Source organism: Bradyrhizobium sp. CSA112 (genome assembly GCF_029051645.1).
Taxonomy (GTDB): Bacteria; Pseudomonadota; Alphaproteobacteria; order Rhizobiales; family Xanthobacteraceae; genus Bradyrhizobium.
The window spans coordinates 234,142-257,464 of record NZ_JAACFS010000005.1 but is presented as its reverse complement, the minus strand read 5'-3'; the positions used below and the strand labels follow the sequence as shown (position 1 = coordinate 257,464).

27 protein-coding genes are annotated in these 23,323 nt (G+C 63.3%); 5 read left to right on the top strand and 22 right to left on the bottom strand.

The genetic code is table 11. The features are described 5' to 3' along the window. Positions 1–277: 277 nt before the first annotated feature. The 21 genes from GWE18_RS13560 to GWE18_RS13460 all read right to left on the bottom strand — a co-directional run bounded on the left by GWE18_RS13560 (position 278) and on the right by GWE18_RS13460 (position 16,951). Entirely contained in the window at positions 278–487 is a 210-nt protein-coding gene (locus GWE18_RS13560; RefSeq protein ID WP_028345703.1) for a cold-shock protein, read from the bottom strand. Between the two features lie 206 nt (positions 488–693). Further along, positions 694–1,689, bottom strand: coding sequence for a thiamine-phosphate kinase (gene thiL, locus GWE18_RS13555; protein WP_275186230.1), 996 nt, complete (start codon positions 1,687–1,689; stop codon positions 694–696). After that, positions 1,682–2,176, bottom strand: a complete 495-nt coding sequence (gene nusB / locus GWE18_RS13550) for a transcription antitermination factor NusB (RefSeq protein ID WP_057849405.1) — start codon at positions 2,174–2,176, stop codon at positions 1,682–1,684. Before nusB ends, thiL begins: the two co-directional genes overlap by 8 nt. Before the next feature lie 3 nt (positions 2,177–2,179). Further along, positions 2,180–2,671 (bottom strand): 6,7-dimethyl-8-ribityllumazine synthase, encoded by a 492-nt coding sequence (gene ribH / locus GWE18_RS13545; RefSeq protein WP_275186229.1) that lies wholly within the window; start codon positions 2,669–2,671, stop codon positions 2,180–2,182. A gap of 159 nt (positions 2,672–2,830) precedes the next feature. Next, positions 2,831–3,439, bottom strand: coding sequence for a riboflavin synthase (locus GWE18_RS13540; protein ID WP_275186228.1), 609 nt, complete (start codon positions 3,437–3,439; stop codon positions 2,831–2,833). Beyond that, positions 3,439–4,590 carry a bifunctional diaminohydroxyphosphoribosylaminopyrimidine deaminase/5-amino-6-(5-phosphoribosylamino)uracil reductase RibD gene (gene ribD, locus GWE18_RS13535; RefSeq protein ID WP_275186227.1) on the bottom strand — a complete coding sequence of 384 codons (1,152 nt, stop codon included), beginning with the start codon at positions 4,588–4,590 and terminating at the stop codon, positions 3,439–3,441. Before ribD ends, GWE18_RS13540 begins: the two co-directional genes overlap by 1 nt. Beyond that, positions 4,587–5,069 (bottom strand): transcriptional regulator NrdR, encoded by a 483-nt coding sequence (nrdR, locus tag GWE18_RS13530; protein ID WP_057849401.1) that lies wholly within the window; start codon positions 5,067–5,069, stop codon positions 4,587–4,589. Before nrdR ends, ribD begins: the two co-directional genes overlap by 4 nt. 12 nt (positions 5,070–5,081) lie before the next feature. Next, positions 5,082–6,392: a serine hydroxymethyltransferase gene (gene glyA / locus GWE18_RS13525; protein WP_275186226.1), complete on the bottom strand. Its 1,311-nt coding sequence runs from the start codon at positions 6,390–6,392 to the stop codon at positions 5,082–5,084. A gap of 306 nt (positions 6,393–6,698) precedes the next feature. Then, positions 6,699–7,334, bottom strand: a complete 636-nt coding sequence (locus tag GWE18_RS13520; RefSeq protein WP_275186225.1) for a glutathione S-transferase — start codon at positions 7,332–7,334, stop codon at positions 6,699–6,701. 798 nt (positions 7,335–8,132) lie between these two features. Beyond that, on the bottom strand, positions 8,133–8,693 hold the full coding sequence (locus GWE18_RS13515; RefSeq protein ID WP_275186343.1) for a histidine phosphatase family protein: 561 nt from the start codon (positions 8,691–8,693) through the stop codon (positions 8,133–8,135). 20 nt (positions 8,694–8,713) lie between these two features. Continuing rightward, positions 8,714–9,202 carry a hypothetical protein gene (locus tag GWE18_RS13510; RefSeq protein ID WP_275186224.1) on the bottom strand — a complete coding sequence of 163 codons (489 nt, stop codon included), beginning with the start codon at positions 9,200–9,202 and terminating at the stop codon, positions 8,714–8,716. A gap of 7 nt (positions 9,203–9,209) precedes the next feature. Next, positions 9,210–9,566 carry a DUF6152 family protein gene (locus GWE18_RS13505; protein ID WP_275186223.1) on the bottom strand — a complete coding sequence of 119 codons (357 nt, stop codon included), beginning with the start codon at positions 9,564–9,566 and terminating at the stop codon, positions 9,210–9,212. A gap of 123 nt (positions 9,567–9,689) precedes the next feature. After that, positions 9,690–9,911 (bottom strand): hypothetical protein, encoded by a 222-nt coding sequence (locus GWE18_RS13500; protein ID WP_275186222.1) that lies wholly within the window; start codon positions 9,909–9,911, stop codon positions 9,690–9,692. A 36-nt stretch (positions 9,912–9,947) separates the two neighbouring features. Then, positions 9,948–10,172 (bottom strand): hypothetical protein, encoded by a 225-nt coding sequence (locus GWE18_RS13495; RefSeq protein WP_275186221.1) that lies wholly within the window; start codon positions 10,170–10,172, stop codon positions 9,948–9,950. A 119-nt stretch (positions 10,173–10,291) separates the two neighbouring features. Then, positions 10,292–11,389, bottom strand: coding sequence for a sn-glycerol-3-phosphate ABC transporter ATP-binding protein UgpC (gene ugpC / locus GWE18_RS13490; protein ID WP_275186220.1), 1,098 nt, complete (start codon positions 11,387–11,389; stop codon positions 10,292–10,294). 80 nt (positions 11,390–11,469) lie between these two features. Continuing rightward, positions 11,470–12,756, bottom strand: coding sequence for an extracellular solute-binding protein (locus GWE18_RS13485; protein WP_275186219.1), 1,287 nt, complete (start codon positions 12,754–12,756; stop codon positions 11,470–11,472). Between the two features lie 50 nt (positions 12,757–12,806). Next, positions 12,807–13,643, bottom strand: a complete 837-nt coding sequence (locus GWE18_RS13480) for a carbohydrate ABC transporter permease (RefSeq protein ID WP_275186218.1) — start codon at positions 13,641–13,643, stop codon at positions 12,807–12,809. Between the two features lie 4 nt (positions 13,644–13,647). Next, positions 13,648–14,541, bottom strand: a complete 894-nt coding sequence (locus GWE18_RS13475; protein WP_275186217.1) for a sugar ABC transporter permease — start codon at positions 14,539–14,541, stop codon at positions 13,648–13,650. Between the two features lie 232 nt (positions 14,542–14,773). Beyond that, on the bottom strand, positions 14,774–15,208 hold the full coding sequence (locus GWE18_RS13470) for a lysozyme inhibitor LprI family protein (protein WP_275186216.1): 435 nt from the start codon (positions 15,206–15,208) through the stop codon (positions 14,774–14,776). Positions 15,209–15,403: 195 nt separating this feature from the next. Beyond that, positions 15,404–15,919 carry a MarR family winged helix-turn-helix transcriptional regulator gene (locus GWE18_RS13465; protein WP_057849389.1) on the bottom strand — a complete coding sequence of 172 codons (516 nt, stop codon included), beginning with the start codon at positions 15,917–15,919 and terminating at the stop codon, positions 15,404–15,406. A gap of 549 nt (positions 15,920–16,468) precedes the next feature. Then, a complete protein-coding gene (locus GWE18_RS13460) occupies positions 16,469–16,951 on the bottom strand; it encodes a DUF6163 family protein (RefSeq protein ID WP_057849388.1) in 483 nt (160 codons plus the stop codon). A gap of 183 nt (positions 16,952–17,134) precedes the next feature. Here GWE18_RS13460 and hemB point away from each other — a divergent pair, with 183 nt between their 5' ends. From hemB to GWE18_RS13445, 3 genes are all read left to right on the top strand, one after another. Further along, entirely contained in the window at positions 17,135–18,196 is a 1,062-nt protein-coding gene (gene hemB, locus GWE18_RS13455; RefSeq protein ID WP_275186215.1) for a porphobilinogen synthase, read from the top strand. A gap of 222 nt (positions 18,197–18,418) precedes the next feature. Further along, a complete protein-coding gene (locus tag GWE18_RS13450) occupies positions 18,419–18,988 on the top strand; it encodes an RDD family protein (RefSeq protein WP_275186214.1) in 570 nt (189 codons plus the stop codon). 180 nt (positions 18,989–19,168) lie between these two features. Further along, positions 19,169–19,945, top strand: coding sequence for an arginyltransferase (locus GWE18_RS13445; RefSeq protein WP_275186213.1), 777 nt, complete (start codon positions 19,169–19,171; stop codon positions 19,943–19,945). 94 nt (positions 19,946–20,039) lie between these two features. Here the strand turns inward: GWE18_RS13445 and GWE18_RS13440 are convergent, their stop codons facing one another. Continuing rightward, entirely contained in the window at positions 20,040–21,413 is a 1,374-nt protein-coding gene (locus tag GWE18_RS13440; RefSeq protein WP_275186212.1) for an Nramp family divalent metal transporter, read from the bottom strand. Positions 21,414–21,534: 121 nt separating this feature from the next. Here GWE18_RS13440 and GWE18_RS13435 point away from each other — a divergent pair, with 121 nt between their 5' ends. Together GWE18_RS13435 and GWE18_RS13430 are read left to right on the top strand one after the other, a co-directional pair. Then, on the top strand, positions 21,535–22,665 hold the full coding sequence (locus tag GWE18_RS13435) for a PspA/IM30 family protein (RefSeq protein ID WP_275186211.1): 1,131 nt from the start codon (positions 21,535–21,537) through the stop codon (positions 22,663–22,665). Then, positions 22,662–23,321 carry an OB-fold-containig protein gene (locus GWE18_RS13430; RefSeq protein ID WP_275186210.1) on the top strand — a complete coding sequence of 220 codons (660 nt, stop codon included), beginning with the start codon at positions 22,662–22,664 and terminating at the stop codon, positions 23,319–23,321. Before GWE18_RS13435 ends, GWE18_RS13430 begins: the two co-directional genes overlap by 4 nt. The last annotated feature ends 2 nt before the right edge of the window (positions 23,322–23,323 follow it).

Below are 23,323 nucleotides of genomic sequence, written 5' to 3'. Positions count from 1 at the left end.
CTTATTATGGAGGCCTTCCCTGCCCAAAAGGGTGACCTCAAATCGGCGGGACCATGCCAAAATCGTCTCCCCGGCGCAACGCCGCGGAGGCCAGAATCCGTCGATTTTTGAAAGGATTCACCGGTAACCGGGCGTGCGAAGTTGTCGCTCGCGCGGCGGCAGGTGCTTGCCTTGAGGTTGGGGCCGGACCCAAAATACAAGAACCCGCCCAATCCTATCGGGATCGAGCGGGCTCACTAGCCATTCCAGTACATCCGTGAAACGACCTTTCGAGGCCTTAGACGAGCGACAGGTTTTCCGCGCTCACCTTGCCCCGCATCTTGTCGGTCTTGAGTTCGAACTGAACTTTCTGACCTTCGGCTAGTCCGCCGAGGCCGGCACGCTCGACGGCCGAGATGTGCACGAACACATCCTTGCTGCCATCGCTCGGCTCAATGAAACCGAAACCCTTTTGACCGTTGAACCACTTCACCGTTCCTGTAGCCATTTTCTCTTCTCCAAAGCACCTAGGCTTTCATTCCGCACGGCGATCGCACGGATTCAAATCCAATATCGACGATGTCTCTGGAAGAAGCCCCTTAGGGCGCGTTCGAAAAGGCACGACGGTAATCGAATGGCAATACACCTATAGGTTTCCTGCGAAATAGCAATGGCTGACGGGAAATAAAACCAAAGGCGTTAACGGCGTCGCCTTCAAAAATGGCCGTAAGACAGCCGTTCCAGCGCGATTTCCCTGCCCTGCCCGTCGATGAATTTCGGAACCGCGCTTCCCGCCACCACCGTTCCAATGGAACTCACGGCGACGCCGGCTTGCCGCGCGGCCTGCGCGAACGCTTCGGCGCGATCCTCCGGTAACGCGCACAGGATCTCGTAATCGTCGCCGCCGGAGATCAACGTCTCCAGTCCGACAACGCCGCGCGACACCAGATCCCGCGCCGCGCCGGACAGCGGGACCTTCTCCAGATCGATCACCGCGGATACGCCGGACACGCGGCACAGCTTGGCGAGATCGCCGGCAAGGCCATCAGACACATCCATCGCCGCGCTGGCACGGTCGCGAACGATCTCAGCCATGGCCACGCGTGGCTGCGGAACGCGATAGCGCCCGATCAGCGCGTCGCGCGCGGCCTTGTCGGAAGCGGCGGCATGCACCTTCCCGCCTCTGAGGATCGCAAGCCCCAGCGCGGCGTCGCCGATCGTGCCCGTCACCATCACGCGCTCGCCGGGCTTGGCGCCGCCGCGATGAACCATCTTGCCCGGCGGCACACGGCCGAACGCGGTGACCGAGACCATCAGCGGGCCCGGCGTGGAGACGGTGTCTCCGCCCAGCAGCGGACAATTGAACTGCGTGGCGTCCTCGCCGAGCGCCGCCGCGAACGGCTTCAGCCAGGCATCGTCGGTGCTACGCAAGGCCAGCGTCAGCACGAAGCCGGCGGACGTAGCGCCCTTCGCCGCGAGATCGGAAAGGTTCGCCCGGAGCGCCTTGCGCGCGACCGTGTCGGGCGGATCGTCGGGCAAGAAATGGACGCCTTCGACGATGGCGTCGGTCGTCACGACGACGTCGTCGCCGTTTGGCTTTAGGGCCGCGGCGTCGTCGTCGAGGCGGAAAGCGCCCGGGTCGGTCGCAAGCGGCCGGAAATAGCGCGCGATCAGCGCATCCTCGCCGGACGCGGGTTTTGCGTTAGCCACGCGCGAACTCGTCGGCGCGGAACTGACGCGCGATCTGATCGAGCACGGCGTTGACCATACCGGTCTCGTCCTTCTCCACAAAGGCGTGCGCGACATCGACATATTCGGATACGACCACGCGGCCCGGCACGTCCTTGCGGTGCTCCAGCTCGTAGGAACCGGCCCGCAGCACCGCGCGCAAAATCGCGTCGATCCGCTTCAACGGCCATCCCTTCGACAGCGCATCATCGATCAGGGGATCGAGTCTTGCCTGGTCTCGGACCACGCCCGACACCACATCGCGGAAGAAGGCGGCTTCCGCAGGCAGATACTTATCGCCTTCGACCTCGTTGCCGAGCCAGTGGCTTTCGAACTCGGCGAAGATGTCGTTGATGCCGGCACCGGCGATGTCCATCTGGTAGAGCGCCTGCACGGCGGCAAGCCGCGCCGCGCCACGGCGGTTGGCTTTCTTGTCGGGAGCTTTCGCTGGCTTCTTGCTGTCTGCCATCGCCTAAGCCTTCGTCAGCCGACGCTTGATGCGCAGCATCGCCAGCGCCACGCGCGCGGCATCGCCGCCCTTGTTCAACTCGCTGGCGCGCGCCCGCGCCCAGGCCTGCGCATCGGTGTTGACGGTGATGATGCCGTTGCCGAGCGGAACTTTTCGCGCGACCGCCAGATCCATCAGCGCGCGCGAGGATTCGATCGAGACGATCTCGAAATGGATGGTGTCACCACGCACCACGCAGCCGAGCGCGATTGCTGCATCATAAGGCTTGCCGTTCCTTTCGGCAGCATCGAGCGCAATCGCGATTGCGGCCGGAATTTCCAGCGCGCCGGGTACCGTGATGACGTCGTGCGTCACGCCAGCAGCTTTCAGTTCGGCGACGGCGCCTTCCAACAGCGCGTCCTGAATATCGTCATAGAACCGCGCCTCTACGATCAGCGCGCGCGCGCCTGATATGTCGGTCTGGTCCTTCAGCGCTGCGCGCCGTGCGTCTGCCATAAACTATCTTCCGTCTTGCTCGGTCCTCATCCTGAGGAGCGGCCTCTTGGCCGCGTCTCGAAGGATGGATTACGTCCGGGCCTCATGGTTCGAGACGGCGCAAATACGCTCCTCACCATGAGGGTTCGGCCGGCGTTTTAAGCGCCGTATGACACCCTGTCACTTCATTTCCGACAGCCGCGCCGCATAGCGGGCCATCAGGTCGACCTCGATATTGACCTCGCTGCCTGCGCGCCAACCGCTGAGCGTGGTGACGCTCAGGGTGTGCGGGATGATCAGCACCGAAAATACGACATCCTCGACCGTATTCACCGTCAACGACACACCGTCCAGCGTCACCGAGCCCTTGGCGGCGATGAAACGCGCCAGCTCCCGCGTGGTACGGAGCTCGAAGCGCGCCATATCGGGCAGATCATCGCGCTTGACGATGGTCGCAATGCCATCGGCATGCCCCGCGACAATATGGCCGCCGAGTTCGTCGCCGATCTTCAGCGCACGCTCGAGATTGAGTTTGGTGCCCTTGATCCAACCTTTGGCCGTGGTCATGCCGAGCGTCTCGGCGGCGGCATCGACGTCGAACCAGGTTTTGCCGCCTGCGACCCCGGAGGCGACCACCGTCAGGCAGACGCCGTTGCAGGCGATCGAGGCGCCGTCCGCGATGGTCGTCTGGTCGTAGCGGCAGGCGATGCGAATGCGGTGCAACTGGCCCTGCGCCGTTGGCGTCAAGGCGACGATCTCGCCGATGTCGGTGACAATTCCGGTAAACATTACACGCGCTCGTAAACAGTGAGAGTGTCTTTGCCGAGGCTTTCGCTAGCACGGGTCTTGAACGCGGACGACCCGGTGATTGACGAGAGCGGCAATGCGTCCAGCGCGGGAATGCCGTCGGCCCCAATTGCCTCGTGCCCACGCAGCAGCCAGATTTCATCGACGAGGCGGCTGGCGACGAAGGACGAGGCGACCCGCGAGCCGCCTTCCACCATCAGCCGTGTGATGCCCTTGTCGGACAGCGCGTGCAGCACGGCCGCCAAATCGAGACCCGGCGGCTTCGCGATGGCCGCAACGCGCATCACTTGCGCGCCGGCTGCGCCGAGTTTCATGGCCGCGGGGGCTTCGGCGAAGTCCGACGTCATGACCCAGAGCGGCGTCTGGCGCGCGGAATGGACCAGCTTGCTGGTGCCGGGAACGCGAAGCGCGCGATCCAGCACCACCCGCACCGGCGACCGTGCCTCCATCCCGGGCAGGCGGCAGGTCAGCAGTGGATCGTCCGCCAGCACGGTGCCGATGCCGACCAGGATGGCGTCGCATTGCGCGCGCAACAGGTGCACGCGTGTCTTCCCCGCTTCGCCCGTGATCGCCACCGGCCTGTGGCCGGCGGCACCGATCTTGTCGTCGGCGGACACGGCGAGTTTCAGGATCACATGCGGGCGCTTGTCGCGAACGCGGCGGAAATGTCCGGCGTGGTCGCGCGCGGCTTCCGCAGCGCCGAGGCCAACATCGACCGTGATCCCGGCCGAGCGAAGTTTGGCATGCCCCTGCCCGGCTACTTCAGGATTGGGGTCTTCGATCGCCGACACCACGCGAGAAATGCCGGATGCAATCACGGCATCGACGCAGGGCGGCGATTTGCCGAAATGCGAACAGGGCTCCAGCGTCACATAGAGCGTAGCGCCGCGCGCCGCCTCGCCCGCCCGTTTGAGCGCCTCCGGCTCGGCATGGGGCCGGCCGCCTGCTTGCGTCCAGCCGCGGCCGACGATGACGCCATCCTTCACCACGACCGCGCCGACGGCCGGGTTCGGCCAGGTACGCCCCAGCCCGCGCCGGCCGAGCGCGAGCGCGAGCTGCATGAAGCGCAGGTCCGCCGCTTTGGCCTCTTTCGACTTCTGCCCGTACTGCTCTTCCAGAATGCGGAAGATCATTTGCGTAACGTGGCGACCCGCGCGGCGTCTTCCGCGGAGAGTTCGCCGAGCACGGCCTCAAAATCCTTGGCCTCGCGGAAATTGCGATAGACAGAGGCAAAGCGCACATAGGCGACGTCGTCGAGCTGGCGCAGGTGCTCCATCACGATCTCGCCGATCGCCTCCGAGGAGACCTCTGCCTCGCCGCCGCTTTCGAGTTCGCGCACGATCGCGGAAACCATCTTCTCGACCCGCTCAGGATCGACCGGCCGCTTGCGCAGACTGATCTGCAGCGAGCGGACCAGCTTGTCGCGGTCGAACGGCACCCGGCGGCCGTTGCGCTTGATCACGGTCAGTTCGCGGAGTTGCACCCGTTCGAAGGTGGTGAAGCGGAAATTGCAGGCGATGCACACCCGCCGCCGCCGGATCACGGCCGAATCCTCGGTCGGACGCGAGTCCTTCACCTGCGTATCGAGACTGTTGCAGCTAGGACAGCGCATCCAACGAGGCCTTTACTGATAGATCGGGAAGCGATCGGTGAGCGCCTTGACGCGTTCCTTGATCGCGGCTTCGACCAGCGGAGCCTTGCCGTCCTCCGACTGCGCCAGCGCATTGAGCACTTCGGCGATCATGCCGCCGACCTGCTTGAATTCGGCAACACCGAAGCCGCGCGTCGTCGCCGCCGGGGTGCCGAGGCGCAGGCCGGAGGTGACGAACGGTTTTTCGGGATCGAAGGGAATGCCGTTCTTGTTGCAGGTGATGGCGGCACGCACCAGCGCCTTCTCGGACACATTGCCCTTCAGGCCCTTCGGCCGGAGGTCGACCAGCATCAGGTGGTTGTCGGTGCCACCGGAGACGATGTCGAGGCCGTGGCCGCGCAACGTTTCCGCCAGCGCCTTGGCGTTTTCGACGACGTTCTTCGCATAGACCTTGAAGTCGGGCCGCAACGCCTCGGCAAAGGCGACGGCTTTGGCAGCGATCACATGCATCAGCGGACCGCCCTGCAGGCCCGGGAAGATCGCCGAATTCAGCTTCTTGGCGATCGCCTCGTCGTTGCACAGGATCAGGCCGCCGCGCGGGCCGCGCAGCGATTTATGCGTGGTGGTGGTTGTGACGTGCGCATGCGGCACCGGCGAGGCATGCACGCCGCCGGCGACGAGGCCGGCGAAATGCGCCATGTCGACCAGCAGATAGGCGCCGACGGAGTCGGCGATTTCGCGGAAGCGCTTGAAATCCCACGAGCGCGAATAGGCCGATCCGCCGGCAATGATCAGCTTCGGGCGAACCTGTTCGGCCTGCTTCGCCACCTCGTCCATGTCGATGATCTGGTCCTCGCGCCGCACCGTGTAGTGCGCGGCCTTGAACCACTTGCCGGACATGTTGACCGGCGAGCCGTGCGTGAGATGGCCGCCGGCGGCGAGATCGAGGCCCATAAAAGTGTCGCCGGGCTGCAGCAGCGCCAGAAACGCCGCCTGGTTCATCTGGCTGCCGGAGTTCGGCTGCACGTTGGCAAACTGCGCGCCGAACAGTTTTTTGGCGCGCTCGATCGCCAGCGTCTCGGCGACGTCGACCCATTCGCAGCCGCCATAGTAACGCGCGCCCGGATAGCCCTCAGCGTATTTGTTGGTCATCACCGAACCCTGCGCTTCCAGCACGGCCCGGCTGACGATGTTTTCGGACGCAATCAGCTCGATCTCATGCCGCTGACGGCCGAGTTCGCCCTTGATCGCGGCGGCGATTTCCGGGTCGGCCTCGGCAAGCGTGGCCGTAAAGAACGAGTCGGGCGCGGAAGCGGTCTTGGGGCTCGAGGACGAGGAGGTCATGGGGCGAAATATCTCCACCGCCGCAGGCCCTTAGGGGCGAAGCGGGCGGGTCTGGTGTGGCGGTCGAAAGAAGCGCCTGCGAGATACCACATTGGCCGGAATTGGCCAAGCACTTGCGGTACAAGGCTGATATTTATGCAAGATATGGTGGGGAGGGAGCCCCCTCCCTCGTCGCCCCGGCCTTGAGCCGGGGCCCATACCCCCGGTAGGTCATTGGGAGACGAAGGCGGCGCCCAGGGTGCCCATTCCCACGTCCGCGGCGTATGGGTTCCGGCTCGCGCTTCGCTTGGCCGGAACGACGGAGAGTCACGCAAACCGGTAGGCCCCGCCCTTTTCGATGCTCCGCTGGAACGCCGGCCGGGCGTGCATCCGCGTCAGCCAGGCGGCGAGGTTCGGGTATGGGTCCAGCTTCCTGAATACCTTTGCCATCTCGCCGACAAAGCTCATCTGGATGTCGGCGCCGGTCAGCGACGCCCCGACAAAGAACTCCCGCCCCCTCAACGCGGCATCGACATAGCCGAGATGGTTGGCCAGTTCGCTGTCGATGCGCGGATGCAGCGGTGCACCCGCCTCCTTCAGGCGGGAGACGTAGAGATTGAGCATCAGCGGCAGCATCGCCGAACCTTCGGAATAGTGCAGCCACTCGTTGTAGGCCTCGTAATCAGCGCTTCCCTGCGAAGGCATCATCGCGGGTTTATCTTTTCCCTGGCCGTAGCGGCGGATGATGTAGTCGACGATCGCTCCGGACTCCGCAATCGTCGTGCCGCCGTCGGTGATGACGGGCGACTTGCCGAGCGGGTGAACCTCTTTCAACTCCGGCGGCGCAAGCCGTGTCTCGGCGTTGCGCTGATAGCGCTTCATCTCATAGGGCGTGCCCAGCTCCTCCAGCAGCCACAAAATTCGCTGCGAGCGGGAGTCGTTGAGGTGATGAAGCGTGAGCATGGGTTTCCTCCCTGTTGTTGTTGATGGGCACCGTTGGCTTGAGAGTGTCATTGCGCGAGAAGCGGAGCAATCCACCTGGCGGCCTGTAGGATGGGTGGAGCGCAGCGATACCCATCAATGCCACTGATACTGCGCATGCGGTGATGGGTTTCGCTGCGCTCTACCCATCCCATCCTACGCAGATGTGACTTCGCGATCTCGCGGCGCATTGCGCCCGAGGTGTGCATCTTCGTTTGGCCCTCTCCAATCAGAGGGCGCAGGGAAGACCGGGTGCTTGCTGCACCCGCGGTCTCGCGTGCGATTTGCGCAAACAAAACTGCACACGAGCATACAGGGCAGCGGGAGCATTCCGGCCTTCCCTGCGCAATGGCTTTACGGCTTACTTCGTGCTCTTCCCGGAGAACGGCTCTTTTGCCTCCGTCGCCACGCAGAAAATTCCGCGCAACTTAGCGCCAGCACCGCGACGCCCGAACCACACGACTTCACCGTACGCTTAAGGCGCGTACGTCTAGCGCGCCATCTGCGTCCATCGCATCTCACCGCACGTCAGTGACGATGGCCAGCGCCCCTCATCTGCCGTGAGACGGGCGGGGTTATGCGACTGATTTGGGTGAGAACGAAAGCAGAATATTTTTGCGAGAGCGACTGGACAAAACATCTAGCTGATTTGCCCGTCAGGCAATTCGATCCTTTGCCCACCAAGCCGGTTAGATACGAGGCCGTGATTGCCAACTGGAACCGGTATCGCAACAAAGACGCGAGGGCGAACGCGCGATAGCGTCTGGAGGCGAGCCACGCTCATTCGAGCATCAGACGGCCGACAGCTTCACCGTTCCCGCTTTTGACCACGACGATCTCGCCGCTGGCCGGCGAGATGCCGGTCAGCGCCGCAATGTTCGCGCCGTGCGTCACGACGAGGAGATTTCCGCGCGCCGTCCATTTGGTGATGAGCGCGCGGGCGCCGGCCGTCAGCGTCTCTCTTTGATCGCGCAGCACCACGACATTGCCAAATGTCGCCTCGGTTTCGACCGTCCCGAGGTTCAGCAATTTTGCCGTGTCGATGCATCGGCACCACGGCGAGCTCAGGATTTTTTCGAACGCAATCCCTTCCCGCTTCAGCCGCGCTCCGATTTTTTCTGCGTCCGCCCTTCCCTTGGCGCTGAGGTTGCGCTGCGTGGCGCAGTCTTCGACGCGGAAGCCGGGCGGATCGCCGACGCCTCCCGGCGCATCGGCATGGCGCATCAACGCGACATGGCCGCCTGCCCGCAGCGCCTTCCCGGCATTGGCAGCGTCGTCGGCGCCGGCGACCTCCGCCGTGCCGCAGAAGCCGAGAAGGACTGCGAGGATGGCGAAGCGCATGCGGCGCACGGCGGCCTCCATCAGAAATACGCGATAAGGCGGCCGGCGCAGATGGCGCCGAGCCACAGCACAAGCGAGATCAGCGCGGTGGCTTTGGCTCCGCCGGGCGCTTCATCATGCCAGCTTTTAACATGACGCCATGGGCCTGAATGCGCGATCACGACGTTGACCAGCGCCGCCGCAATCAGCAGCAGCTTGCTATGGAATGCCGGATTTTTCACGACATGTGACGCATCGGCGGAAAACAGCAAAAGTCCCATGCTGATCGCGAGCAGAAAGCCTGCGCGCGACAACGGCAGCAGCAATTGCGCCATCGGCTGGATCGCAATCGCGCGCCCGAGCCCCAGCATCCTCAAATCGAGCGCCAGGATCGACCCCACCAGCACGACAAAGCCGATGATGTGCAAAATCTCGACCGCGGGATAAAGCGCAGGTGAAGAGCGCATCACATGACCCAGCGCGCTTTCCTGCAGGGACAGGAATATCGATGCGGCCAGCTCGTGTTCCACCCGCGACCTACCGCAACTCGATGCGCTTGCCGCCGAGCACGATATATTCGATCCGCGCCTCGTCCGGCTTGCTGGTATGGGGATAGCCGAACACGGTGCAGGTCTTGCCGGGCGCGATCAGGTCAGCGGTAGCACCCCGCGCCTGCATGCGCGACGGCGGCGCGAGGATGAAGTGCCAGCGCTTGCCGTCGACCTCCATCTCGATCTCGCAATGCGGGTTTTCGAAGGTCGATTTCAGGATCTTGCCGGTGACGGTGAACGACTTCGACGTATCGTATCCGCCCCAGCCGTGATGGGCGATCGCCGAAGCCGGTGCGAGGGCGGCCGCAAGCGACAGGAACACACGACGGGTTATTGAGGTCATGGCAAGCCTCCGCCGATCGGATCACGAAATCTATGGCGGCATGCGCAAGGCAGCAAGAGGTTCCCTTCCCGCGTGCTGCTTCCGCACGTGCGCCAGCCAAGCCGCGGCCACAACAGCCTTTCGTTACAGCCCCGTATATCCCCCCTTCACCGGATCGTTGCTGCCGTCGAGCTGGCGCAAATATGTCAGGCCGCACACGGTGAGCCGGTGCGGATCTTTCTCGCCCGCTTCCACCAGCTTGGCGACGTATTCGGTCACCTTCGCGCGCGCCTCGTCGCTGGCCGCGGCAGTGCGGTTCAGAAGCAGGTCATAGGTCTGCATAATGCGGTCGATCGCGGCTTCCATGGACTTCTCCTGAATTGCGTGATGCGGGTGATGCGGTCAGGCCGGTACGCGCGCTTCGAATTCGGCGATCGCCTTGTTTGCGAGCCGGATCCTGTTGAATTCGCCGCGCTGGAACAGCTTTACGATGATTTCGAACAACCGCTCGTCGGTGACGACGGTATCGGCAATGGCGCCGGTCCTGCGCAGGTAGTTCGACGCGATGGCGTAGGCGTCGCCCACCACCTCGAAGTTCATGACCTGAATTCCACGCTCGACCAGCATGCCTCACCTGTTCCGTGACAGGCCCGACAATGCGCAAGCGCCGAGATGGTTCCACTGCTTGGAAACGCGGTTTGGGAAACTCGTCGTTTTGGCAGCAAAAGCGGTCGTTTCGGTCTAATTCACCCCGAAATCGGCAGCTCGGTCTCGGGATCGAAGAAATGCAGGCGGCCAGCCTGCGCCGAAAGGCGGACCTGATCGTCGCGCGCGATGACCGTTTCCGCCGGCACGCGGGCGGCGGTGACGCTGGCGCCGCCCACCCTCGTCTCCAGCAAGATCTCGGAGCCGAGCTGTTCTACGACCTCGACGCGGGCGTCGAAACCCAGGCCCGGGGCGCCGTCGCCGAGCACGAGATGCTCCGGCCGCACGCCCAGGATCACGCGCCGGCCGTTATGGGCCGCGAGCGCAGGCGCCTGCGAGGCACCCACCGTCAACCTGAGCCCCTCACCCTCCACCGACGTCGCGCCTGTTTCGCTGCGCACGGTGACGTCGATAAAGTTCATCGCGGGCGCGCCGATGAAACCCGCAACGAACTTGTTGGCCGGCTTGCCGTAGACCTGCAGCGGCGTGCCGGTCTGCTGAACCCTGCCGTCGCGCATGATGACGACGCGGTCACCGAGCGTCATGGCCTCGACCTGGTCGTGGGTCACGAACACCGACGTGGTCGGAATCTCCGCGTGCAGACGCTTGATCTCGATGCGCATCTGCGCGCGCAGCTTGGCATCGAGATTCGACAACGGCTCATCGAACAGGAATACCTGCGGGTTGCGCACGATGCAGCGGCCGAGCGCGACGCGCTGCTGCTGGCCGCCCGACAATTGCTTTGGCTTGCGCTGCAACAATTCGTGCAGCCCGAGCATGCCGGCGGCGCGGTCGATCGCCACCTTGATCTCGGCTTCCGCCGTCTTCTTGTTGCGCAGGCCGAAGGCGAGATTGTCGTAAACGCTCATATGCTGGTAGAGCGCGTAGTTCTGAAACACCATGGCGACGTCGCGGTCGCGCGGCGGCAGATGGTTGACCACGTTGCCGCCGATCCGGATATCGCCGCTGGTGATGTCTTCCAACCCTGCGATCATGCGCAGCGTCGTGGACTTGCCGCAGCCTGACGGGCCGACCAGCGCCACGAACTCCTTGTCGGCAATCTCGAGATCGACGTCCTTCACGGCGTGAAACAGCGAGCCATAATGCTTGTTGAGCTTGCTGAGTGAAATTGCTGCCATTGCCTCGCCGTCTCATTGCATCAGATGTTCGTTCAAAGACGACCCCGCCGCGTCGTGCGCGGCGGGGCTTGGCGTTTGGACTATTGCGCGGCCTTGCTGACCAGCGGCGCGCCCTCGGCCAGCGCTCTTGCGATGTCCTCGCGCCTGCCGGTGACGGCCCTGGTGACGGTGTCGTTGAACGCTTTGTGCACGGCGGGCCATTGCGGGAAGTAATAGGCGCCGCGCACCTTGTCCGGGGAATCCAGCACCGACTCCTTCAAGAGCTTCATGAACTGGTCCTGCTCGGCGATCTTCGGCCAGAACGAGGTGTTGGGCGGCGGCGCGCCGGTCGCCTTCCAGAGCTTCATCTGCCCTTCCTCGTCGAGCATCATGGCTTCCAGCATCTGCTTGGCGAGCTTCTTGCGCTCGGGCGCGATCGATTTCGGAATCGCCCAGCCCCAGATATCGTCCCAGGCGAACGGCCTGGTGCGGTTGGGGCCGAGCGGGAAGCGCGCGGCGGCGATCTTGCCTGCGATCTTCGACTTGGCGGGATCGTTGAAAGTGCCCCACCATAGCGTGTCTGCGACGGTGAATGCGGCGTCGCCTGACATGAAGATCGCGTTGGCCTCGTTGCGGTCATAGGCCGGCATGCCGCGCGGCGCGATCTTGTGGGTGTTGATCGCATCCCACCAATATTCGACGGTCTGCTGCATGCAGGGTTCGGTCAGGCCCGACTTCCAGCCGGCTTCCGCAAGCTTCTTGTTGTCCCGCTCGTAGGCCGGCAGCAGCACATCGCAATTGTTGCCCCACATCGACCAGAGCCAGCTGAACCAGGTGTGGTTCATCGCCATGCCGGCGACATAGCCGAACTTGACCTTGCCGTCCGCCTGCAGCTTCTTGCTTGCCGTGACGAGCTCTGCCAGCGTCTTCGGCACCTCCTCCGGCTTGACCAGATCGGAGCGGTAGAAGAACACGCTGAAGGTCTGGCCCATCGGCACGACGGTATTCTGCCCCTGCGCGTTGGCGAACACGACGGGGGCCATGCTCCATTTGTCGGCAAACTTGTTGGCTTCGACGTCGTCCATCGGTTCCAGCAGATGCGCCCAGGTCTGGCCCCAGTCGTCATTGTGCCAGATGACGTCATACTGGTCGGCGTTCGAGGTCAGCGAGGCCGTCATTTTCTCGACATAGACGCCGTAGGAGTTCGGCACCTTGACGATCTTGACGCCGTTCTTGGCGCCCCAGGCCTCGAACATCGCAATCGAGGCATCCTGGATCGGGCTCGGCTGGTAGCCGATCCGCAGCTCCTTCACCTGTGCGGCGGCACCACCGGTCGCAGCCACCAAGGCCGCAGTCGCCGCCATGAACCATCTTGCCAGTCCCTGCATCGCCTCTCCTCCTGTTTTTGTCGTTGTGTCGTGCCTCGATCTTTCCTTGCCTAAATCCTCAAGCCCCGGATGACGTATTTCTGGCCGAACAATGCAATCAGGAAGGCCGGCACCAGCGCCATGACCGCGGTCGCCGCCATCAGATTCCAGCGCAGTCCCATCTCGGTGACGAACTGCGCCATCACCACCGTGATCATCGGCACGCGGTTGCCGGTCAGGATCAGCGCGAACAAAAACTCGTTCCAGGTGAACAGCCAGCACAGCACGGCGAGCGCGGAAATCGCCGGCAGCGCCGACGGCACCGCGACGCGGATGAACGCACCCCACCGGGTGCAGCCGTCGATCATGGCGGCATATTCCATCGACGGATCGATGCCGTCAAAAAAGCCCTTCATCAACCACGAGAAGAAGCAGATGTGCACGGCCACGTGCGGCAGCAGCAGCCCGGTATAGGTGTCGTAGATGCCCCAGCTCTGGGTCACGAAATATAGCGGCAATACCCAGGAGATGTAGGGCACGCAGCGGAACACATAGATGGTTCCGAACCAGAGCCGCGAGGCCGGCCCGGTGAAGCGCGACAGCATGTAGCCGCTCGATACGGTGACCAGGAGCGAGAACACGGTCGCCAGCGTTGCGATCAGCGCGCTGTTGACGAAGGCTTCGACGATCCGTTCCTCGCGCAGCACCTCGGCGAAATTGCCGAGGGTGAACTCGGTGCCGCGATGGACGTAATAGACGCCGGATTCCGGCCGCAGCGAGGTCAGGATCAGCCACAGCACCGGAAAGGCGAACGCGAAGCAGATGAAAGCGAGCGCCAGCGCGAACAGCGTCTTGCGGCCCATCGGCGGCAGCCACGGCAGGAATTCGGAGCGGCGCACCATGGCCATCGGGTCATACCTTTGCGATGCGGTCGACGAGGCGATAGAGCACCACGCCGATCACGAGGATAATGAGCCCGCCGATGATGGCCGCCGCCGAACCACGGCCGAGATCGAGGTTGAGGAAGGCGTGGACATAGGCATAGAGGCTGAACAGTTCCGTCGAGCGTCCCGGCCCGCCGCCGGTCAGCGTCCATACGATATCGAAGGTGCGGAAGGCATCGATGGCGCGGATCACGACGCAGACCACGATCACCGGGCGCAGCATCGGCAGCGTGAGGAAACGGAACACGCGCCAGGTGGTGGTGCCGTCGATGGCGGCGGCCTCGAACGGCTCCTTCGGCAGGCTCTGCAGGCCCGCCAGCAGCAGCAGCGTGAACCACGGCGTCCACAGCCAGATGTCGGTCAGAAGGATGATGCCGAACGCGCTCCAACGCTGCACCAGCCAGGGCTGCCCGTCGAGGCCGATCGCCTCCAGCACCACGTTGACTATGCCGAACTGGTCGTTGAAGATCCAGCGGATCATGATCGCGGCGATCACAGGTGCCACCATCAGCGGCACCAAAAGGATCGTCTGCACCAGCTTCTGGCCGCGGAATGGCCGATTGAGCAGCAGCGCCAGCGCAAGGCCCACCACCAGCGCACCGGCGACGCTGAGCACCATGAACAGGAAGGTGTTCGGCAGCACCACGTAAAGGAAAGCCGGATCTGATATCACCGCAACGTAGTGGTCGAAGCCGATCCAGGTCTTCCTGGGATTATAGAGCGCCCAGTCGCGAAAGCTGGCGTTGGCGCCGATGACGATCGGCACGACCTGAAACAACAGCAGCAGCAGCGCAGCCGGCGCGATCAGAAGCAGCACGAACCGCTGTTGCTCGCCGAACATGGGACGCCGCGATGCCGACAAGCCCGTTTTCCCCACCTGGGCATCAGGCCGTCACGACTCTTGCGGCCGGTACGTGCGTGAAGCCTGTATTTTCTGGGATTATGGGCGTGGCGTCGAAGGCTCGTCAATCCGGATTGTGGCGACGCGCGCCGCAAGGGCGCATGCACCTGCCGCCGCGGCGCCGGAAAAACAAGAGGGAGCGGGCTGGAAAAACGATCCGACGCAATAGGATGCTCGCCTCAATTCGACGCCGTCAGCGCGATGGAGCCACGCAATTCGGATCGCCCTCTTCGCAATTCAATTGCGTCTGGAGATGCTTGAGTCGATCCCGCGTCATTTCCGCGCTGCAAATGGCGTACATCATTGGCTGCATGCTACCACCTTCCACGGCCAATGACCGGAACGCGCAGTTGGCATCTCGAAATTTGATCCAGGCTCGCTCCGCATCGCGCAGCAAGGTTTTCCCTTTTGGATTGTCGGAAAGACGTTCGCGAAGGCGGTTGTAGGCTTGCGTCAACTCAGCGTCAGCCTTGCGCCAAACGTTCCCAAAACATTCGTTCGCATCCTGTTGTCCTTTGGAGTCGTCGCATGGCCCCGGCCCGACCGGCCTGTCTTCGGCGCATTGCGCCCCGCCCGCCACGAACAACAATGCGGCTCCAAGCAGCGATAGCCAGCGATTGTGCGCCATGCGTTCGACACTCCCTGAGTGAATCGAGCTTCCTAATAAACGAACGTCAACAGCCTTGCAAAAGCAAAACGCACCGGACCCGGGAGACCGGGGCCAGTGCGTTTCGAGCAGGGCTTACTGCCTTGCCAGTTCATTTGTCCGCTTTTGGCTGCCGGTCTTGTGATGGCCGGCTTGACCGCGAACGGATCGAAATTCTCAGAGCCGATACAGGATCTGGTCGGTCCAGAACCGCTCGAGCCGGTGCAGCGACTTGTTCAGCGTCGCGAACTCCTCGTTCGAGATGCCGCCGACCTGCTCCACGGTCTTGACGTGCTTCTGGTAGAGCGCATCTACGATCTTGCGGATTTCCTGGCCCTGCGGGGTGAGGCGAATGCGGACCGAGCGACGATCAACGCGCGAGCGCTGATGATCGAGGAAGCCGAGCTCGACGAGCTTCTTCAGGTTATAGGAGACGTTGGAGCCGAGATAGTAACCGCGCGTGCGCAGCTCGCCCGCGGTCAGTTCCTTGTCGCCGATGTTATAGAGCAGCAATGCCTGCACCGAATTGATATCGGCGCGGCCGCGGCGATCGAATTCGTCCTTGATGACGTCGAGCAGCCGGCGATGCAACCGCTCCACCAGAGTCAACGCTTCCAGATAGAGCGGCTGCACCGGAGTTTGACCGGCAGAGCGTTCAGCGGTTTCCACCGCCGTTGCAACGGCTTTGATCATGACACTTCCCCTGTAGTCGTTTTTATCGACTTATTTCGACGAAACTTTTGTCCCGCCTGATAGCTTCAACTTAAGGGGGCGGTTTGAAGATCCGCTTAAATAAGAGAATAAAGAGATCATGAATTTAAGACAGTGAATCGTCGATTAAGCCCATGGAAACAGGGGTTTTCGCAACGCTTCATTGACGGTGAAGGCGCGATGTTCACGCTTCGTCTGCATGTGCTGTCGCATTCGGAAACAGGTACGTCTGAAATCGAAACGCTCGCGTAACAGGTGTGGTGGAACCCTTTACGCCCCTTAACGGTGACTGCAGCGTTACCGGAAAATTTTTTTGAAAATTGTACGGGATCGCGTTGTGGTTTCTGCACGCGGCTGGATTATGGCAGGAAACTGACACGTTGCGCTTCTCTTCTCCTTCTCCCTGCTCTTGCGGGGAGAAGGTCGGGATGAGGGGCTCTATCCACGTATTCGACTCGCGGTGAGACCCCTCACCCCGACCCTCTCCCCGCGAGAGCGGGGCGAGGGAGTACATCGGCGCAAGCCATCCTACTACGGCGGGCGCTCGCGCGCGGCCATCCAGGCGAGTGCGAGATAAGCGCCGAGCATCACGGCCTCAAGCGCCACCACCGTCAGGCTGCCGCCATAGATCCCCGGAAACATCAGTTCGATCACCGCCATCGACACCACGGTGGTGAGCCACACCACCGCGCCCCAGGGCGTCGCGAGCCAGAGCCCGACGGCGGCGACGAGTTCGATGACGGCGAAATAGACGGTCGCGGTCTGCCAGGCCATCGACTGGTTCTCGAACGCCTCTTCCTCGCCGCCGATGAAGCCCGTCACCTGCGCCCAGTGGTACAGGCCTTTCAGTATCGAGATGACCGCCATCATGCGCAGGAACAGCACCAGCCGGCGCGTCCAGACATTCTCGTCGGGCTCGATCCGCTCCGACGACATCGACGACATCGCCGCCATCGACATCGCATTATCCCTGCCCTTGTCCCGCCCCTGATCGCGCGCCGAAGTATCAGACATGGAAGCTGACCTCGGAATCGGGACTCAACGCGGGCTGGAATGTCCTCATGGACCATGTCTTGGCCCGCCGGGACGGTAAAATCAATTGCCGATGAGACAGATCAAGGCGCGGTGACGGGACACCTTCAAGATGCTAGAACTGGAACAAATCAAAACTGACCGCGCCTTAGGAGTACCCATCACATGGCGATCAAATTCGGGCGTCCGATCGAAATGCGCGACGCGCCGCGGCGGCAAGCCGCCCTCGCCTCCACCCCGCTTGACCTCGCAATCCGCCCCCGCCGCAACCGCAAGGCGGAATGGGCGCGGCGGCTGGTGCGCGAAAACGTGCTCACCACCGATGACCTGATCTGGCCGATGTTCGTAGTTGACGGCCATAACACACGCACGCCTGTCGCCTCGATGCCCGGCGTCGACCGCCTCACTGTCGATCAGGCGGTGCGCGACGCCGAGCGCGCGGCGAAGCTGAGCATCCCCTGCATCGCCCTGTTCCCCTATACCGAGCCGTCCCTGCGCGACGAGACCGGTTCCGAAGCGCTCAACCCGAACAACCTGGTCTGCCAGTCGGTGCGCGCGATCAAGAAGGAATTCCCCGACCTCGGCGTGCTCTGCGATGTCGCGCTCGATCCCTTCACCAGCCACGGCCATGACGGGCTGATCGAGGACGGCAGGATCCTCAACGACGAGACGGTGGCGGTGCTGGTGAAACAGGCGCTGGTGCAGGCCGAGGCAGGCTGCGACGTCATCGCGCCGTCCGACATGATGGACGGCCGCGTCGGTGCGATCCGCGAGGCGCTGGACGAGGCCGGCTTCCTCGACGTGCAGATCATGTCCTACGCGGCGAAATACGCTAGCGCCTTCTACGGCCCGTTCCGCGACGCCATCGGCTCGGCCAAGACGCTGACCGGCGACAAGCGCACCTACCAGATGGACAGCGCCAATTCCGACGAGGCGCTACGCGAGGTCGAACTCGACATCGCCGAAGGCGCCGACATGGTGATGGTGAAACCCGGCATGCCCTATCTCGACGTCGTGCGGCGCGTGAAGGACACGTTTGCGATGCCGACCTTCGTCTACCAGGTATCAGGCGAATACGCGATGATCGCAGCCGCCGCCAACAACGGCTGGATCGACGGCGACCGCGCAATGATGGAAAGCCTGCTCGGCTTCAAGCGCGCCGGCGCGGACGGGATCTTGACGTACTTTGCGCCGAAGGCGGCGGAGAGGTTGAAGGCGGAGAAGTAGGCTCCCGTCCTCTCCACGTCATTGCGAGCGTAGCAAAACAATCCATCGCGCGGCAGATCGGACGGATGGATTGCTTCGTTGCTGACGCTCCTCGCAATGACGGCGTGAAAGCCGGGCGTTCCCCACCCCGAATATTGCGCGCTGTTAATGGTCGCAGGCCCTTGGCGAGCGCGCGGCCGGTTCCCATGTTTCGTTCGGGAAATTCGGCCTGGAGGACGGACCATGTCTTATAGCGGCTCTGGCAATACCGGCGGCGCTTCGAATGCTGGCGGCGCCTGGCGGAACGACGGCGGGGTGCCGCCGCATGCGTTCGATCCCGATCTGCAGCCGGAACTGTTTCGCGGCGTGCGGACGCGGCGGGTGTTTGCGTTCCTGATCGACCTCATCGTGCTGTCGGTGCCCGTGATCCTCGGTTACATCTTCATCGGCCTGTTCGGCATCATCACGCTGGGTCTCGGCTGGATGCTGTTCTGGCTGGCCTGGCCTGCGACCATCGTGTGGGCGATCGTCTATTACGGCGCCTCAATCGGCGGGCCGCATTCGGCCACCCTCGGCATGCGTGCGATGGATCTGGAAGTGCGCACCTGGTACGGCGCACCGGGCTATTTCGTGCTCGGCGCCTGCCATGCCGTGCTGTACTGGCTCTCGATCTCGTTCCTGACGCCGCTGGTGCTGCTGGTCGGGCTGTTCAACGGGCGCCGCCGGCTGCTGCACGACATTATCCTGGGAACCGTGGTCATCAACAGCTCGGTTCGTACCCAGGTAGCGCCGTCGGCACGCAGCAGCTACTGAGCGAGCAGCAAACTAATTGACCGTGAGCCCTCGGGGCGCGATGTTAGAGCCGGTCCGGCCCCGGATGAAGCAGGGACGGGCCGGCGCTTTTTCGTTTTAAGGCGTTTTCTTAACGCGACCGGTGTCTACTTCGCGCGAAAGCGCTATGGTTGATTTGTTTCGGAGGCCTGACGACCCGACGTGACCCAACACTCGCGTGACACCCCGCAGTTCTACCTGACGGCGCCCTCGCCCTGCCCCTATCTGCCGGGCCGACACGAGCGCAAGGTGTTCACGCACCTGGTCGGCGACAAGGCCGGCGACCTCAACGACCTCCTGACCCATGGCGGCTTCCGCCGCAGCCAGTCAATCGCCTACCGCCCGGCCTGCGACCAGTGCCGCGCCTGCGTTTCCGTGCGCGTCATCGCCAACGAATTCCGCCCCTCGCGCAACTTCAAGAAGGTCCTGGCGCGCAACGCCGACATCATCGGCGAACAGCGCAGCGCGGTGCCGACCTCGGAACAGTATTCGGTGTTCCGCGCCTATCTCGACAAACGCCACCGCCATGGCGGCATGGCCGACATGACCGTGCTCGACTACGCGATGATGGTGGAAGACAGCCATGTCGAGACCCGCATCATCGAATACCGCAAGCGCGGCGTCGACACCGGCATCACCGGGCGCGGCGAGGAGCTGATCGCGGTGGCGCTCACCGACGTGCTCAGCGACGGGCTGTCGATGGTGTACTCGTTCTTCGAGCCGTCGCAGCAGAGCCGCTCGCTCGGAACCTTCATGATCCTCGATCACATCACCCGCGCCCGCCGGCTCGGACTGCCTTACGTCTATCTCGGCTACTGGATCGAAGGCTCCAAGAAGATGGATTATAAGGGCCGCTTCCTGCCGCAGCAGCGGCTGGCGCCGTCAGGCTGGCTGCGCGTGGATGCGTCAGGCGAAATGCTGACCGAGCCGCAGGATTAGGCTGTCGTAGCCCGGATGGAGCGCAGCGCAATCCGGGAATCTTGACTCGCGGCTCCGGATTGCGCTGCGCTCCATCCGGGCTACGAATCCCGCCTCACCCGAAGAACGCCTCGAACAACAGCTTCACGTTCAGCGCGACGATCACGCCGGCCACGATCCACGCCACCACCGCCACGCTTCGGGGAATGGCAAACTTGCCCATCTTGCGCCGGTCGGAAACGAACTTCACCAGCGGGATGACTGCGAACGGTAACTGCATCGACAGGATGACCTGGCTGAACACCAGGAGCTGGCCGGTGCCCCGCTCGCCATAGAGCGCGGTGACGATCACGACCGGGACGATGGCGATACCACGCGTCAGCAGCCGCCGCGCCCAGCTCGGCAGGCGCAGATGCAGAAAGCCTTCCATCACGATCTGGCCGGCCAGCGTTGCCGTCACCGTCGAATTCAGGCCAGAGGCAAGCAGCGCGACCGCAAACAGCGTCGAGGCGATGCCGAGGCCCAATAGCGGCGACAGCAGCTCATATGCCTGGCCGATTTCGGCGACCTCGGTGCGGCCGGTCGCATGGAAGGTGGCGGCGGCGACGATCAGGATCGCGGCGTTAATGAACAGCGCCAGCATCAGCGCGATGGTCGAGTCCGTCGTCGCCCATCTGATCGCCTCGCGGCGGCCCTTGTCGTTCCGTTCATAGGCGCGGGTCTGCACGATCGAGGAGTGCAGATAGAGATTATGCGGCATCACCGTGGCGCCGATGATGCCGATCGCGATGTAGAGCATCTCCGGATTGGTGACGATCTGGGGCGACGGCACAAAGCCCTTCAGCACCGCGGCCACCGGCGGCGCCGCTGCCGTGATCTGGACCGCAAAGCAGACCGCGATGACGATCAGGAGCGAGATCACGAAGGCTTCGAGGAAGCGGAAGCCTTTGTTCATCAGCAAGAGCAGCAGGAAGGCGTCGAGAGCGGTGATCAGCGCGCCCCAGATCAGGGGAATGCCGAACAGCAGGTTCAGGGCGATTGCCGTGCCGATGACCTCAGCGAGATCGCAGGCGATGATCGCGGCCTCGCAGACCACCCAGAGCAGGAAGTTGACCGGGCGCGAAAAGCTGGCGCGGCAGGCCTGCGCGAGATCGCGGTCGGTGACGATGCCAAGGCGCGCGGCCAGCGCCTGCAGCAGGATCGCCATCAGGTTCGACATCAGGATGACCGCCAGCAGCGTGTAGCCGAACTTCGAACCGCCCGCGAGGTCGGTCGCCCAGTTGCCGGGGTCCATGTAACCGACCGAGACCAGGTAGCCGGGGCCGAGAAAGGCCAGCAGCCGGCGAGACCAATGCCCGCCAAAGGGTACCGAGATGGTCGAATTGACCTCGGGCAGGCTGGGCTGGATGCCAGCGGCGGCCTCGGCGCGCCAACCGGCGGCAGTCGCATCAGTCATAGGCAAGCTCTCGGCGGGCGTTCGGGCGTCCATCCAAACAAGATGACCGAAATCCACCCTTATTGCAACTCATTTGCAACTGCATCTAGCGATCACGGAAATGATACCGCCGCACATCTTATAAAGTACTGAAGAAGTGCTTTACGCTGCAGACATGATCAAGCTTCCAGTCGAAACGCCCACGGCCACACTGCGATACGCCCTCGCCCCCGACGAGGCCGCCATTGCGGCGTTCGAGGCGACCTTTGCTGCGTACGGCCGGATGATGGAGATCCTCGCCGAGGTCGCGCCTGTCGGTGCGAACCTCGTCGCTCTTCATGCCCAGGCTTACGAAAGGATTCGTAACGAAACCGGCCTGCCGGCCCGCCTTGTCACGCTCGGGTTGCGTGACCGCGCCAACTATGTGGCGGATACCGCGGTGCGCAAAATTCCACTCGACGACAAGTTGTTCGCGATCAAGGGGCCTACTTCACTGACTATTAGCACTGTCAAAGGACGCGTGTTGGTTCCGTTCGAGGTCCCCGGCTATCTTGCCGGCTGGGAAAGTCCCTTCCCGGCTCACTTGGTCTCGGACGGCCGCGCCTACGAAATCCACATCGCCGTCAAATCGAAATCCACAGCACCGGAGGAGAAGACCATGGTTCACGAGGGCATCCTTGCGCGTATGGGCAGACTTCTTGCCGCCATCGCCAGCGAGACCATCGACAATGCCGAGAACAGCAACAAGGTCGCGCTGGTCAAGCAGGCGATCCGCGAGATCGACGCCGGCGCCGATGAAGCGCGGCATGCGCTCGGCAAGTCGCGCGCGGAGGAGTTCCGCCTCAAGCGCCGGCGCGAAGAACTCGACGCCGAAATTGCCGGGCTGACGGACAAGATTCGTCTTGCGGTTGCAGAAAACCGCGAGGATCTCGCGCGCGCCGGCGTTGCACGGCAAATTGATTTGGAATCGCAAGGCACTGCACTCGAACGCGCGATGGATTTCATCGAGCTCGAAATCGACGAGCAGACCAAGGCGTTACAGGCGATGCTTGGCGCGCGTCGTGAAGCTGAAACCCGTCTCGCCGATCTCGAAGCGAGCCTCGAAAAGCATTCGCCGCAGGAAACCGGACGCGCGGCTGGTGCGACTAAGATAGTGAGTCCCGATCGGGCCATGGCCGCGATCGCCCGCGTCACAGGTGTGCCCGCCGCCGGCGTGCCCGGCGACAAGGAGCTCGACGAACTCGACCGCCTACACCGCGAAAAGGAAATCGCGGCCCGCCTTGAAAGGATCAAATCGCAGCAATGAGTGCCCTGACGGACATCCTGCTGGCGCCGGACGTGCGGCCCTTCGCCGTGGCTGCAGCGATCATGCTGGCGCTCGGCGGAATCGAATTACTGGCGACGCTGGTCGGCTTCTCGATCAGCGAACTCGTCGGCAAGGAAGTCACCGTGGACGCCGACAGCGGCAACGGCCTCGGCGGATTGTTTTTGTGGATCAACGCGGGACGTCTGCCGCTGTTGATCCTGATCATTCTCGCGCTCGGCGTGTTCTCGATCGCGGGATTCTTCCTGCAGGGCCTCGCGCACGGTGTGGGGATTTCGATCCCGGCCTCGATCGCCGCGCTTGCGGCCGCAGCCTGCAGTCTTCCCGTCATCCGCGTCACCAGCCGCGGCATCGCCCGCATCATTCCGCGCGACGAGACCTATGCGGTCGAGGAGGCCGATTTCATCGGCCATGTCGCCGAAGTTTCGATCGGGCCGCTCGACCAGGGACTGCCCGGCCGCGTCCGTCTCAAGGATGTCTTCGGCAACTGGCACTCTCTGGTGGCGCGCGCCAGTCCCGAATCCACGCCGCTTCCGGTCGGCGCCAGCGTGTTGCTGGTCGACCGTGACGCCAAGAGCTTTATCGCCATTTCCGCACCAACCGACCTCATTGCGCAACAACGTTCAGACAGGGCTTAAAA